Origin of the sequence: Methanobrevibacter sp. (assembly GCF_036307625.1) — an archaeon.
Lineage (GTDB): Archaea > Methanobacteriota > Methanobacteria > Methanobacteriales > Methanobacteriaceae > Methanocatella.
In genome coordinates this window covers 1-14,445 of record NZ_JAXJXF010000009.1, presented here as the reverse complement: position 1 = coordinate 14,445, position 14,445 = coordinate 1, and the positions used below count along the sequence as shown (strand labels likewise).

General features: G+C 33.2%; 17 protein-coding genes. 4 read left to right on the top strand and 13 right to left on the bottom strand.

Translation table 11 applies throughout. The features are described 5' to 3' along the window. Window positions 1-130: 130 nt before the first annotated feature. The 9 genes from UIB65_RS00485 to UIB65_RS00445 form a co-directional block, all read right to left on the bottom strand. Window positions 131-595 (bottom strand): hypothetical protein, encoded by a 465-nt coding sequence (locus UIB65_RS00485; RefSeq protein ID WP_330039201.1) that lies wholly within the window; start codon window positions 593-595, stop codon window positions 131-133. A 110-nt stretch (window positions 596-705) separates the two neighbouring features. Further along, window positions 706-2,682 (bottom strand): minichromosome maintenance protein MCM, encoded by a 1,977-nt coding sequence (locus UIB65_RS00480; RefSeq protein WP_330039200.1) that lies wholly within the window; start codon window positions 2,680-2,682, stop codon window positions 706-708. A 15-nt stretch (window positions 2,683-2,697) separates the two neighbouring features. Beyond that, window positions 2,698-3,198, bottom strand: coding sequence for a hypothetical protein (locus UIB65_RS00475; protein ID WP_296846735.1), 501 nt, complete (start codon window positions 3,196-3,198; stop codon window positions 2,698-2,700). Between the two features lie 33 nt (window positions 3,199-3,231). Next, on the bottom strand, window positions 3,232-3,795 hold the full coding sequence (locus UIB65_RS00470; RefSeq protein ID WP_296846733.1) for a hypothetical protein: 564 nt from the start codon (window positions 3,793-3,795) through the stop codon (window positions 3,232-3,234). Window positions 3,796-3,806: 11 nt separating this feature from the next. Next, the gene (locus UIB65_RS00465; RefSeq protein WP_296846731.1) at window positions 3,807-3,944 is read right to left on the bottom strand and encodes a hypothetical protein; all 138 of its coding nucleotides are present in this window, start codon (window positions 3,942-3,944) and stop codon (window positions 3,807-3,809) included. Then, window positions 3,945-4,163 (bottom strand): hypothetical protein, encoded by a 219-nt coding sequence (locus UIB65_RS00460; RefSeq protein ID WP_296846729.1) that lies wholly within the window; start codon window positions 4,161-4,163, stop codon window positions 3,945-3,947. It lies immediately after the preceding gene. Window positions 4,164-4,165: 2 nt separating this feature from the next. Further along, the gene (locus UIB65_RS00455) at window positions 4,166-4,495 is read right to left on the bottom strand and encodes a hypothetical protein (protein ID WP_330039199.1); all 330 of its coding nucleotides are present in this window, start codon (window positions 4,493-4,495) and stop codon (window positions 4,166-4,168) included. A gap of 154 nt (window positions 4,496-4,649) precedes the next feature. Then, window positions 4,650-4,808 (bottom strand): hypothetical protein, encoded by a 159-nt coding sequence (locus UIB65_RS00450; protein ID WP_296846726.1) that lies wholly within the window; start codon window positions 4,806-4,808, stop codon window positions 4,650-4,652. A 679-nt stretch (window positions 4,809-5,487) separates the two neighbouring features. Beyond that, window positions 5,488-6,594: a site-specific integrase gene (locus tag UIB65_RS00445; RefSeq protein ID WP_330039198.1), complete on the bottom strand. Its 1,107-nt coding sequence runs from the start codon at window positions 6,592-6,594 to the stop codon at window positions 5,488-5,490. 203 nt (window positions 6,595-6,797) lie between these two features. Here UIB65_RS00445 and UIB65_RS00440 point away from each other — a divergent pair, with 203 nt between their 5' ends. Continuing rightward, window positions 6,798-6,932, top strand: coding sequence for a hypothetical protein (locus UIB65_RS00440; RefSeq protein WP_292852881.1), 135 nt, complete (start codon window positions 6,798-6,800; stop codon window positions 6,930-6,932). Window positions 6,933-7,102: 170 nt separating this feature from the next. Here the strand turns inward: UIB65_RS00440 and UIB65_RS00435 are convergent, their stop codons facing one another. Together UIB65_RS00435 and UIB65_RS00430 are read right to left on the bottom strand one after the other, a co-directional pair. Continuing rightward, complete coding sequence (locus tag UIB65_RS00435) at window positions 7,103-7,510, bottom strand: flavodoxin family protein (protein ID WP_012955170.1); 408 nt, start codon at window positions 7,508-7,510, stop codon at window positions 7,103-7,105. 26 nt (window positions 7,511-7,536) lie between these two features. Then, entirely contained in the window at window positions 7,537-8,082 is a 546-nt protein-coding gene (locus UIB65_RS00430) for a flavodoxin family protein (RefSeq protein WP_012955171.1), read from the bottom strand. 166 nt (window positions 8,083-8,248) lie between these two features. Here UIB65_RS00430 and UIB65_RS00425 point away from each other — a divergent pair, with 166 nt between their 5' ends. Beyond that, window positions 8,249-8,950, top strand: a complete 702-nt coding sequence (locus tag UIB65_RS00425; protein ID WP_012955172.1) for a winged helix-turn-helix domain-containing protein — start codon at window positions 8,249-8,251, stop codon at window positions 8,948-8,950. A 594-nt stretch (window positions 8,951-9,544) separates the two neighbouring features. Beyond that, window positions 9,545-11,530 carry an ABC transporter transmembrane domain-containing protein gene (locus UIB65_RS00420; RefSeq protein WP_083777622.1) on the top strand — a complete coding sequence of 662 codons (1,986 nt, stop codon included), beginning with the start codon at window positions 9,545-9,547 and terminating at the stop codon, window positions 11,528-11,530. A gap of 189 nt (window positions 11,531-11,719) precedes the next feature. Here UIB65_RS00420 and rhuM read toward each other — a convergent pair whose 3' ends face one another. Then, a complete protein-coding gene (gene rhuM, locus UIB65_RS00415) occupies window positions 11,720-12,763 on the bottom strand; it encodes a RhuM family protein (protein WP_012955174.1) in 1,044 nt (347 codons plus the stop codon). A 228-nt stretch (window positions 12,764-12,991) separates the two neighbouring features. Here rhuM and UIB65_RS00410 point away from each other — a divergent pair, with 228 nt between their 5' ends. Further along, window positions 12,992-13,126 (top strand): hypothetical protein, encoded by a 135-nt coding sequence (locus tag UIB65_RS00410; protein WP_330039197.1) that lies wholly within the window; start codon window positions 12,992-12,994, stop codon window positions 13,124-13,126. A 41-nt stretch (window positions 13,127-13,167) separates the two neighbouring features. On the opposite strand, the gene UIB65_RS00405 is transcribed toward UIB65_RS00410, so the two are convergent. After that, entirely contained in the window at window positions 13,168-14,379 is a 1,212-nt protein-coding gene (locus UIB65_RS00405) for an ATP-binding protein (protein WP_330039196.1), read from the bottom strand. Between the last annotated feature and the right edge of the window lie 66 nt (window positions 14,380-14,445).

Below are 14,445 nucleotides of genomic sequence, written 5' to 3'. Positions count from 1 at the left end.
TCTACTAATTTATATAGTATAATATAGTTTGAGGATGAAACATTGAATATTAATATTCAAAGCATATATTTCAAAGTCAAACTAGAAGAGTTAATGTGGATAAGTGGTATTCCACATAACTCACTTTAATTTAGAATTCGTCTATTCCGTATTTCTCATATTTCTCTAAAACATCTTGCCAGGAATTGGTATCCACTTTGATATCAGTTATGTGCACCCAGTCAAGTATGTCTTCCAGTTCCTCTTCATTTTTCCCTAATTGTTCAACGGCTTTTTTGAGTAGTGTTTCATCCGGAATTAGTCTCGGTCTGAAATCATTCCACAAAAATCTCCATGCTTTATTCATTTCTTCATTTTCAACTCTCCTCATACTTTCTTCGGCATCATAATTTCGATTGATTAAATACAGTTTTACCTGCAATTTACCAATCTTATCTGTGATTTCATTGATGTTTCCTATTGCAATTGTTCCATCTGCATAACCGAGGTAATGTTTTAAACATTCTTCAAAGAATGCAGATAGATTGGGTATTGCATTTTTACCTTTTTCTAAAACTTTCTCATCAATCGTAATCTTCAAATCTTTTTTGCTCATACTTTAATCCTCATTTGATAATACTCCTTTCTCAAAAAGGTGTCAGGGGTATTGAAATATTACGGTCGTACGGTCATGACGGTCGTACGGTCGTAATTTCAAAAAGTTCCCTAAAGAGTTTTTTTAACATTGGAATATGCAATGTCAAAAATACCTTCATGGTTAATGCCCTTCTCATGACATAATACTCCACATTCCATTTCCAAATGCCTCAATGATTCGGAAGATAATGGATTGCCTTCAATAGCTATTTTATTTCTAATCATATTCTCCATTTCAGATATTGCGCCCAGTTCATTTTCAGAACGAATTCCATGCAGTTCACCGGCAGTAGCTAATGTCAATCCCAAACCGCTTAATGCTTCCTTGTAAATGTCAATAGCTTCAATAGCGTCCGTTATTGTTGCTTCCTGTCTGTATTCACATTTTGCTCTGGCTATTGTCAGTCTCTCCAATGCTTTCAAATCACGTGGGGTGATTGGTTTACCGTCACTCGTTTCCATGGCTGTTTTTCTTGTATCAACATAAAACTCCCTAAGCAATATCTTTGCATCCTTGCTTAAGACCGGAAAGCAGTTTGCCTTAATCCATGTGATGTATTTTTTAAACAGGTCAATGTCCATGATTTCAGATTCATCGACAATGTAGTCCTTGTTAAGCAATGCATCTGCAAGCAAAGTATCCTTTTCCTCATCCACATCATCGGTTAGGACAAATATCAAATCAAAACGGGAGAGATTGGATTCGGGTATGTCCAGCTGCTCCCGATATAATTTGTATGGATCGAACTTGCTGTACTTTGGATTTGCACCTGCAAGTATTGATGTTCTGGCAGACATGACCTGAACGAGTCCTGCTTTTGCTGATGAAACAGTTGACTGTTCCATAGGTTCGTTCAAGCTCTTCTGGGCTGAAGCGGATAGCTTGTCATATTCATCTATGCACAATACTCCTGTGTCTGCAAGCACGGTCGCCCCTGCTTCCATTGTCCATGTTCCGGTCAGTTCATCCTTGACTGTGGATACTGTCAGTCCTGCCTGTGATGTGTTTGTTCCGGAGATTGTAATGTTTTTAGGCGATCTTTTATGCACTGATTGAATCAGTTGGGATTTGCCTATTCCAGGATCTCCAATCAGCATAACATGTATTGTCCATCTGTCCATCATGCCGGATTTGAAGCTGTCGTTTAATGGCCTGTTTCCTTCAAACAGCTGAAGTATCAGACCTTTCTTTATGATATCATAGCCGTAGACTTCAGGAGCCAGGCTGTTGCATAACAAATCAAAGATATCCTCTCTTTTGGATAGATTGATTATTTCAGCTACATCCTCTTCGGATATTCTTGAATCCTCAAAAACGTCATCCACGGGGGTGATGTTGTGGACATGTATGATAAACTCGTATCCGTCCCTTCTGCCCTTGACTTTTCTCGGCTCAATCTTGAAAATCCCCGTTACGTTGACGACATCGCCAACTTTCATATTGGTGAACGGAGAGGCAAGGTAATCCAGCACAATGGCTTTAAATTCCCTTGTGGTTCCGCCGGATCTCAGCTCCAACGGTTCTTCAAGTTTCAATAAGCGATAGTTTCTGTAGATGCTGGTGTCCTTGTCAAGAAACATTGATTTGCTTGTTCCGGCACAATCCGGATTTCTGCAATAGGAAGGTACTGTTTCAGATTGGTTGGGGTCAGCTATGTTTATCATGTTCTGTGCTCCGCATTCTCTGCAGATATAGCTTGCCTGTTTCAGGTCAACTCTAACGTCTGTCATGTTTTTAATCATTGCTTTGGTGCTTATCCATTTGTTGTTGTTTGTGGCATCAAGGTCATGGAGATTATCTCTTTCAGGCACATTCATGAATTTTAGGGTAACGTTGCCAGTATTGAAAATTTCATCCATCTGATCAATGTACTGATACATCTGATGTTTCCAGAAATCCTTTCCTGTCTTTTCAATCAGGAAATGGTTCAGGTTTTCATAATCAATACCGACTTTACACTGTTTATTTTGAGATTTGAGTTTATCAATCTCGGCTTTATGTGTTTTTTTAATGTATGTTTTTAACAGTGCTTTACCGCTAGCCATTTTGAGATAACCTCTCTATTTTACCTGAACGTCACGTACAATGAAACTGTAGTAGGTATAGCTTCCGCTTTTCTCTTTGACCTGTATTGTCATTTCACCTAAGTTGTTTACAAAGTCACGGTATTCCTTGAGGTTGACGTTTCTGATGACGTTGGATTTGCCGACTGAACCTGTATTTTCCAATTCCAATATGGAAGTGATGAAATCAAACAATACGCTTCCTTTGCGGATGTTTTTGTGAATGTCACCGTCGTTTTTAAGGTTTACGTTGATTTCAATGTATAGTTGATCTTCATCCTGGAAGATGTAAAGTTTGAATCTGTTTACGGTTTTTTCTTCACCGTCATCGTCGAAGGTGTATGAGGTTACAGAAGACATTTCAGGTCTGCCTCTTAGGAGTTTGCCGTCTTCAAAGTCTTTAAGTTCTGCTTTTTCATATCCTTCAGGGATTTCAACTATCTCTTCGTAATCTAACTGTGTACTTGTAAATATGGTTTGTTTGTCATTAAAACTCATTTTATCATCTCAATAATAATATTAAAAGAGGATTTAGCTTTTATCCTCTTTTAGAAATTTGGATTGGCTTGGTGCAATCATTTTTTCTGCAGTCATTTCTTCAGCGGACACTTCTCCGGCCCCTATAAGTTCAGCTATTGCACGGTTTGTTGCACGTGTCTTTGCAGTTGACATTATGGTGTGGTCTGAAACTTTGTCTTTACCTTTTTCTGACCTTGAGCATAATGCATCTGATTCCACGCTTCTGCCGTTTGGAAGTGTTGCACGAACGCAGTAATAGGCCTCTTTAACTCTTCCCATTTTTGTCCTTTCAATGTCACGGTCCACTATTTTGGTATCCACATTGAATGCACGGGATAGTTTCTGCCATGCTGATTTTTTCTTGAAGTGTCTTTTTACTTTAACGTAGTTGCCTTCGCTGTCTTTCTCTTTTACTATGATTTCCTGATAGTCTGTTTCGTTCAATAATCCTTTACATAGTTTTTGATAAGCGTCCCATTGTTCAATAGCTATATCAACGTCAGGGACATTGTCCTGTGTTATTAATCCGGTTTCTTTAGGAACTTCCGGATTTTCTATAAGTTCTGCTTTAACCATTTTTTCACCTCTTATAATACTCCGAAGCTTGCGGTAGTGATTCCAAACCATCCGATAGCTATGGCAAATATGATGCTTCCAATCCAAATCATTTTTGGATTAGGGTTTATAGGTTCTTCTTTCGGATATAATCTGGCTGGTTTGGACATTTACAACAACCCTCGTCTTATATCAATTTCAACAATCAAATTCAGATTAATTATTGAATTCCTTCCGTTTTTTCTTTTAATCAAAAGTGTTTTGCTGTCAAGAAAATGGATGTCATCAGATTTTGTAAGTGAATAATACCCATTATCATCTGCAGGCACAAATGCGATGAATAAACCTTCACTAAGGTTTTGCTGCATTTCAAGAATGGCATTTTCCATATTTACCCTCCCTTTTGGTTTTTCCTGAATCCGACAATAAAAGCTTCTCCTCTTATGAATTTGATTAAACCGATATCTCCTTCACTTGCATAATGGATAAGTCCCAGCAGCTTGGAGTGAATTAGTGTCTGATAGGCTTTTTTACCGCCGTCAACCAGCACGATACCTTCATCATCAATATAGAGAATTTCCTGTTCAACATCACATTTGGCTACTTTGATCTCGCCTTTGTGAGTGAGGATGCCGTGGTAATTGTCCTGGAATTGATTTGGAAATGTTTGTGTATTGTCCGCTCCAATGCAATGTCTTTCGAATGGTGAATAGCCGTTCATGCTATTCACCTGATTCAATTTTATTGAATAAATCCCACATTCTGTCCCATATGTTTTTTGGAACTATTACGTGAGGTTCACCGTCTATGTCCTTCATTTCTATCATGATTTAAGACTCCTGTTTGTGTTTTAAATTTTTTCATCCGTCCTGTGTTTAATCAAGTTTCATTATCTTGATTCTGTATGACTCGAAGAATTCCCTTTCATTGCGGATATTTTCTGATTCCTGAATTTCAGCAATGCATTCTTCAAGTGCCCTGAAATTATTGAAGATTATTATTTCATCTGATCGGGGTTTAATTGCTTCACACATTGTGTTTTATCTCCTGTATTTTTCCCTTATGTGGGTGTGGCGATCAACAGTCTAAAACTCAATATGGACCAGAAGTCTTTGAAAATAAAAATAGTTTGTTGGTAAAATCAATATTCCATTCCTTACCGAATATTTAGTACAAGATAAACACTGCTTTTTTAAATTTACAAATGTTTATATATTCATTAAAATAAACTAGATATTGGGTTAAGTTTTGAAAAGTATTAATTTTTAACGAAGTTTTTGCGGACTTGCTAATTATTTTTATTTTTCTTTACTGGCCCATAAGGATTATTTAAAAATAATATAACTCGTTGTCCACGAAAAATTATTTTTGCATAATCCTTTTTTTATGATCTATTTTTTTTCACTGCTTTTTTGATATTTTACCTCCATATACTGATTATTTAAGCATTACCAGAAAAAGTTGTGCGAGAGTGAAAAATTGATTTCACTTCGCAAAATTGATTTCATCCGGTAATGGCAAATATACTTCTGTAAAAATGAATATATAAACATTACGATTTATATTTTCATAAATAATGTTTAGAATTGAGTCTAATTGTATATTGGTTTGTATAGCCAAAAAAATAAAACACCGTATTTTTTCAAATTGGCGTTTAGCAAAAAAAGTAAAAGATAGTGAAATGTATAAATTTCACTTTCCAAATCAACAATATTATTTGATATTCGCAAAGACATCTCTTTTAAGCTGTCTGATTTCTTCGTCAATGCCGTCCATTCGTTTTTTATACTCTGCATTTTCCTTTTCCATCTTAATAAACTCAGGAGATTTGACGGTAATCTTTTCAATCTCCTTGCTCATGGTAAGTGCAGGTAAATGCTTGATATATTCTTCTTTCAGGTCATCAGGATTGGCCATAAAGTAAGCGGTATCTGTTTGGTTTTTAGCCTTTCCCTGCAGTTCATTAACTTTTTCCATTGGCATGCCGTCATTGTACAATGCGCTTGCATGAAACTTTCTTAGCATGTGGCTGCGGAAACGGTTGTAGTTACCTACTTTACCTAAGTTTAATCTTTCATTTACGAGTGAAAAGCCATGTGTAAAATAATTGGGGTCTACCTTAAAAAGTCGACGGCGATCAAGTAAAGAGTCTATTCTCCACAGCAGGTAATTGTTTATTGCAAGAGTTGCTTCAGGACTGCAGAATGTGGTAAAATGTTTTCCTGTTTTTTGTCTTTTGATGTGAAATGTTGGAACTACACCTTCACAGTTACCCAAATCCGCAATTATATCAAAGATATTGGTTTCGTTTGTGTATTCACTTACTGCTTCAATATAATCTCCGATTGTCAGGTTTAGTGTTTCCATTCTGGCACAACCGCTGGATGCCATAAATAATATGATAGGTTTAATTGTTGGTGTAGCCACATCCACGGCTTTTCTGATGATTTCCTTATCAGGCAGGTCTTCAAATTGTATGGGTGCAGATGTGTTTGCAGCTTTTTTATTTATTTGGGGCAATTCGAAAAGTTCAATTTCATAATACCTGTAGATTACAAGTATAGGTGTGAACATTGCTTTTACAGTATTCAATGAAAAATTGTCAAGAAGATATTGTCTAAAGGTCAACAGTCTTCTTTTTAATTTTCTGCGTTTCCATTTTATACCTGCATCCTCTTCTGCTTCTGCTTCGTCTAGGAGTTCTTTTAAACTCATTCCACAAAATTCAGTATACTTTTTCACAGCGTGTTTGTAGATTCGCTCCGTTCCCTCGCTGTGGTTTTTCATAATATGTATTTCTTCAATTAACTCGTTGTCCATAATATCACTTTCTATTTTTTTAATATTATAGGATTATAGTGAGAGCATTTGACAAGTAATATTTCTTCGTAAACTATGGAACAAATTTAACTAAAAAGTAGTAGATAATTCCCCTACTTTTTAATCATCTTTTGTTCGTATTGTATCGAACAAATTTCACTAAAAGTAGTAGATAATTTAAAGTGTGTTATGCCAACTCCAACATGAAGCTGGTCAAAAGGAACCAAAAGTTGCATAATCCAGATTCGCCCTTGCTGATTGGGGAAGTTAAAGATGGTGATGTTGTAAAAGAGGTTAATGAACCCAGCTATATTGATTCACAAACTAGGTTGCTTTGATTTTTAGTTTTGCAATATTGGGGTATGTTTATATTAAGAGAAAATTACATTTTCAATAGAGACAATCTCTGCTTTACCTGCATTCAATACTATTGAACTGGCCCACATTATGGAAGGCGAGGAAGTTTAATGTACAAGATTGTGTTTAAAGAAAAAAGAAGAAGAGAAAACTATCTGACAATACTTTTAGCAAAGTTTACGGCTTCGTTTATATCTTCTTCGTTTGGATGACCTCTATGAACGAATTTAAATTGTCCTCTGCAATGGAATTCTCTATCATCCATGTTTAATCCACATTTTTCAGCTTCTTTTTTTATTTGCTTATAGGTTGATTCGATAAGAGCTGCGGATGAGACATTAACAATACTTCCAACATTCACATCAATATTTTTGAGGAATTCCTTGACTTTTGAATCTGCTCCAGCATTATATACACTATTTCCCAAGAACAATATGTCAACATCTTCGTTTAAAGGTTCATCTATTGTTTTTGGAGCAACACCGATAGCTTCACCTATTGCTTCTGCAAGTTTTTCAGTATTTCCAGTTTTTGAATAATATCTTATTGCAATTTTCATTTTAAAACCTTCCTTGAATTGTATTACTACTCACAAACCCAACTAATTAACTCATTAATTTGGCTTTGTTGGTCGTCTTTACTTTCAAATCCTTTAGGATCATTGTTTTCACTACACATAACATTTTTGTGAGCACCAAATCTTAATACTCCAAATTCAAATGCGACATGTTCAGCTACAGGTGTGTAATCTGCTTCTCCTCCACCATAGCTGAATACTATACCTATTTTTTTTGATTCGTCTGGTGCTTTCATCTCTTTTGCAGGATTGAATTTGGAATAGAATCTGTCAATTAAAGCATCGACCATTCCAGGAAGCCTTCCAAAGAAAATAGGGGTGATAATAAATGCACCGTCACATTCTTCCAGATCATTGATTAAATCATATGCATCATCTTGAACTATGCATTCGTCTTTTGCCTTACAAGCATTATCAGCTTGACAAAATCCGATTTCTTTATCTTTTATATTGAATATTTCAACGTCTCCATCAATTTTTTCTTTGATGAAATTTGCAATTGCATATGAGTTTCCTTTTCTTGTACTTCCATTTATAACGATATATTTTGCCATAATTAATACTCTCCTTTGTTGAAATAACTTTAAAGTTATTATATATTATGATATATGAGGTCGTATTAATATAGTTAATCGTTATATAAATGTAGCAGGTGCATAATGGTAACCTTTAACAACACTATAGAAACATTTTTAAATTCACTCCTACAAAGACTATTACATGAGTGAAAGTGATGAAATAATCAAAAGACTGGACAGAATAGAAAATGAATTGATTACAATAAAAGAAAATAATTACAATCAAAACCTTCAAACTGCCATTGAAAGCATTAGGGACACCTACTCTAATTCAATCAAGAAAAATTTTGCAGACAATCTGGGGGAGAAGTGTAGTGAATTTTATCTCCCAAATTGCAAAAATGAAGAGTGCAAACAATTTATAGTCCAAGAGTTCAAAGAACTTTTTTTAAATACTCAAGAAACAGACCTCAACAAACTTAATGAACAGCTGGATGAAAAATTTTATTCTGTATGTGGCGTAGAATGTAGTCCATGCTACAATAACTTTAAGGAATACTTCTTTGAAGAGTTGAAGATGATCAATTCCATTAATGTGTCATATGAACTTAATGAAAATGAACCGATTGAAAAGTTGGATGTGGATATGTTAATTTCCGATGTATTTGAACCGTTATCGAGCAAGCAAAGGGTTATCATAATAGAATCGTTATATGTAGAAAACAAATCATATACTCAACTTTCACATTTAACTAAATTAAGGGGAGGAAACCTACTGTTCCACCTTGAAAAACTACAGGATGCAGGTTTAATCTCACAAAAACAAGACCGTGGCGAATACCTGCTCACAAAAAAAGGTTATACAACTTTGTCCTTAATAAATCAATTTCAAAAATTAATGTAATTACAATAATTGGCCACATTTATACGGGTTATAATGTGTCATTGAGAAAGAATTTGCCAAGCAATATTGTTTTCACTGTTCACGAACAAATTTCACTATACGTATCGGAGAATTTGGTTATTATTATGCCCACGCCAATATGGAACTGGTCAAAAGGAACCAGAAGTGACACAATCCTAATTCTCCGTTGATACTTGCTGAGATTAAAGAGAGGGAGTTGTAAAAGAGGTAAATGACCCAGCTATATTGACAGCCAACAAACATTGATTTGATTTCGCCAATAAAATTATTGTTTTGAAATTATAATATTGTTATCATTCTTAAATATTGTTTTATTTTATTTTAATCGTTTATTATTAAAATAAATAATTTTAAATAGTTTATAATTAATAATATCTATAAAAATATGATTAAATTTTTTATTTATTTTTTTTGATATATTTCTTAAAATAAATTAGTAATTGCTTAAATAAAATTAGTATAATTACTTAAATATGAATAGTATAATTACTTAATTGGTGGTATGTGGAATATATTAAAAGATATGTTTTGCATATAATGTAATATTTATAATTTTAAAACTAAATTATTATCATGAAAAAGTTTTTGAGTGTTGCATTAAAATTCCAATGGAAAACAATAGTGTTTATTTTCGCATTAATAATCATTCAGACATTCGTTCAAATGGAAATAATTGATTTGTTCGGTGCGGCTTTGACTGGAGTCAAAGAACAGAACGTTGATTTGCTTTTCAAATCAGGATTATATATGTTAATGTATACCGTCATTTCAATGATTGCCGTTTATGTCATCTCTTTTCTCACAACAAGAGTGGCTTCAAAATCAGCATATACTGTCCGTGAGAAAATATTCCATATTCTGATGAACTTGCCTCGTGAGGAAATTGATAAATTTAAAATTTCAGGGCTAGTTACAAGGTCAACCAGAGGTATGTCCTCCGAACAGGGATTTATAGTGATGATACTCGAACAGTTAATGCTTATTCCAGTTACATTCGTAGCAATTGTATATGAAATAGCATTGATTGATGGAACTTATGCATTATTTTTCTTAGGATTTATTGGTGTTCTTTCTGCAATCATAATTTTTAGAATGAAACAGATTGTGGAAATATTTTTCAGAGCTAAAAAGACATATGGTAAACTAAATTTATTATTCTTATCCAAAATCAATGATATAGCTGGCAGGATTCCATTTAACAAACAGGAGTATGAAGTCGAATTTGAAAAGGCATGTGAGAACTCCTATGATAAAAATGTCATCTATATTAAAAGTCAATGTTACCTCGGACCAATATTAATGTGGGGTTTATATGTTATTGTCCTGGTTACATTGGCAATGGTTAATTCAGGATACACCATTGGATTTGAAACTGATAGTGTAATTGATTCATTCATTATTCTGGTATATGTTGCCTACTTCATCACTACTCTAGCTAATATTCCTGCATTAATTGACAGATGGCCACGTGCATATGCCACTTCTGTGCGTTTGGAGGAAGTCTTGAATATTGAAGATAAAATCATAAAATCCAATACAAATGATAATCTGAAGGAAATAGAGATTGTTGAGGAGGATATTGCTCAAGAGGCTAAGGGCATATGGGATGAAAGAAAGGGTATCTCTGAAAAATTCACTGCATTGTTAAAAGAGGATAAGGCCAAAGTAAGAATATCAATGATTTTACTTACGATATCCACATTGTGCATGGTTTATGCCCCAAAAGTTGCCGGAAAAACAGTTGATTTATTGGCTTCCAATTGGAATTCAACTAATGACCCTGCTATCTACATTAGTCTTGCCCTGTTGCTGGTATTGTATTCAGTAGGATATCTGTTTAAATTACCTCCAAAGAGAATCATGGGGGCCACAGGTGAAAAAGTAGCATATGATTTAAGAGTGAAATTATTTGATAAGCTTGATGCTGTTGGTTCCGATTTCATTCAGGAAAATTCAAAGGGTCTTGTTCTATCCAGACTAAACAACGATGTGATGAACATCAGGGAGTTTGTTTCATCTAAATTTACTGAAATTTATGCGCAGATTCTATTTATAGTCTTTGTAATAGTGTTGATTGTGATGACAGACTTCAGGTTGAGCTTAATATACCTTGTGATATTGCCGGTTTATGCCGTTTGCTTTTATGTATGTGATGTCAAATCTAAAAACTATTACGATGGTCATCAAATGCAGTTGGGGAGATTGATGAGCTATTTTGAAAGAGGCCTGTCAAATCGTGATTCATTCCATGAAAAAGGGTTTAAAAAAATGAATCAAACTGTAATTGACTATTATGTCAAATCCAAAAACGTTACTAATTTTATGGTGCCTGTTACAACCCTTTTAACAAATATAAGTAAGATAACTGTTTATATTGCGGGGATTTACTTTTTAGCAGGTAATGAGATTCAGATAGGGACTCTATTGGCAGTTATTATGTATGGGCAATTATTAACAGATCCTATTAAAAAGCTAAGTTCCTCGATGGCCACTATTGAAACTTCATTTTCAAGCATCAAAAGGATATTTGCAATCATTGACTATAAAAACGATAAATAATTGAATTTCAATCATCTTGATGTCTGATGTAAGCTCAATTATTCTTGCAATTTGAATTGATGCTTTTTTTGAATAATTCTTTGAGGTTTCATAATCCGATTTGCCATTGATGATTGGTGTTGTTGTAAAAGAAGTCAATGAACTCAGTTATATTGATTTACAACAAAAATTATTTTAAACTAAATTATATTATTTTCCTTCTAGACGTTTAATATCTAAAATCATTTGATCAAAGTCAGAAATGAAGTTTTCATCTTGCACTACTCTGAATTTTTCATATTTTTCAAGCACATGTTCTCGTGCTTCTTCAGCAGATATCTTACCTTTGCCAACAAGAATTGGCAGCCTTCGAAGTTTAAGGTAGTCATCCAGCAGTTCTTTCCAATCTTTCATACCCATTGGGATTCTATCCTCTGCGCGTGATTCGGCTAAATTCAAAAAACCTTCTACTAAACTATTTAATCTTGATAATTCATTTTGATTCAAATAATTTTTGGATATGACCACGTCACTTTGTAGTATTTTTCCATTTGGTGCTTTTTTCCAGGTTGTCAAGCCCATATGAGGATTTTCAATATCGCTTCGTGTTTCTATGAGTTCTGCTGCAGTATGGTTGCTTATTGCAAATATCAGTTTGTTTTGTACTGTGGCAAAGAATTCTTTTGTTATGTCTGCATCTTTGTTATAATCAAAGCTTGTTGCATAAATGTCTGTGATTTTTTGATTGAATCTTCTCTCTGAAGCCCTTATTTCTCGTATGGTTTCTAATAATTCATCGAAATAGTCTTCTGTAAATCTTCCACCTTTTTTCAGAAGTTCTTTATCGATGACAAATCCTTTTATCATATATTCCTTTAATATTTTATTGGCCCAACGGCGGAACTGTGTTGCTTCTTTACTGTTTATTCTGTATCCTATTGATATGATTGCGTCAAGATTATACCATTTTTGGGGCCTACCTCGATTATTTGATTTTTTTAAGGATTTCTTAATAAAATTGGGATTGTCTTTAAAAAGGTCTTTAGAAGATATGCTTACTTCTTTTTCATCTAGCTCTCCTTCTTGGATTATATTTGAGAAATGCATTGAAATATTGGCTGATGTTGTTCCAAATATTTCTGCTATGACTTTTTGACTTGACCATAATGTTTCGTTTCCAATTATAAACTCAGCTTCTATATCGTTCTGTTCGCTTTTGTATAGTAACTTTTCAATAAGTTTGAATTCGGGCATACACTTCCTCCTTGGTTTAATTTAAAAATTTTTATAATTGGTTTTATATATGTTAATGATTATTATATCCAATTTTTGTTAGAGCATTTGATAAGTAATATTTGTTTAATATCTATTGCTAAAGTAGTAGATAATTCCGCTACTTTTCGCCCTTATCTGTTCGTATGTTGTAGAACAAATTTCACTAAAAGTAGTAGATAATTTCTATATTGTTATGCCAACAGTAACATGAAGCTGGTTAAAAAGAACCAGAAGTTGCATAATCCTGATTCGCCATTGCTGATTGGTGAGGTTAAAGACGGTGATGTTGTAATGGAAGTAGATGAACCTAGCTATATTGATTCTCAAACTAGGTTGTTCTAAAGTATTTTTTTCATGGAAAATTGTTGAATAAGTTACATTTTTCAGATGTTTGTATCTTTTAAAAAGTCAATTATATTCATATGGTGTATTCCATTTTTTGAATAATCCCAATTATCAAGTGTTACGACATATTTAAGGTAGTTATCATTAATTTTTTCCAAACTTCTAAACTCTCGATTTCGGGTAGCTTCATCCAATATACTTTCGGATACTTGGACATATATTGTTTTGTTAGGTTTTTGACATACAAAATCCACTTCAAGTCCATCAATATTTCCAATGGTAATTTTGTAATTTCGTCTAAGAAGTTCTAAAAAAACAATATTTTCTAAAATTTTCCCTCTTGATTTATTAAATCCTGTTTGGATTTCATAAAATCCTGGATCGATACAATAGTACTTCTCATTTGTTGTTAATATTTTTTTAGTTTTGATTTCTTCTCTTTTTGATTTAATTATAATATATGCGTCTTCAATTTGTTTTAGATAATTGCTAATTGTATTTGTTGAAACAGATATCCCTTCATGTTTTAAAAAATTTCGAATGGAGTTAACAGAAAAAATTTCACCGGTATTTACTATTATAAATTTAATCAGTCTTTCTAAAAATACAACATCACGAATGTTGTTTCTTGATATAATGTCTTTCAATACAATTGTTGAGAAAATATCAGTTAAATAATCAATTTTTTCCTCTTCATTGAAATTTAGAGTTCTTGGAAGACCGCCATATTTCATATATTCATTAAATATTTTTATTTCATCATTTGAAGTTATTTGCACATTTTTCATTTTATGATATTCTAAAATTTCATTAAAAGAAAAAGGAAACATCACTATTTTAATGTATCTTCCTGAAAGTAGTGTTGCGAGCTCTCCTGATAAAATTTCTGAATTTGAGCCAGTTATATAAATGTCAGCATCTAAATCAATTCTATATGCATTAATGCTTTTTTGCCAGTCTTTAATAAGTTGGATTTCATCAAAGAATAAATAAATTTTACCTTCAATGTTTTGTGTTTCGTTAAAAATAAAATTATTCAGGTCTTCATGTGTTTTAATTTTATCGTAATTTGCAGATTCTAACGGGAGATATATTATATTGCTATCATTAATTCCATTTTCTTTAAGTTCATTTATTATTTGCTTTAAAAAATAGGTTTTACCTGATCTTCTAAGGCCTGTGATAACTTTTATCTCTTCTTCATCAATGAATTTACGAATTTTTTTTAAATAAGTCTCACGAATTATCATAACTATATACTAATTTATTATTTATTAATATAAACATTTGCTTTTTTTAAATTGTATACTGATAAT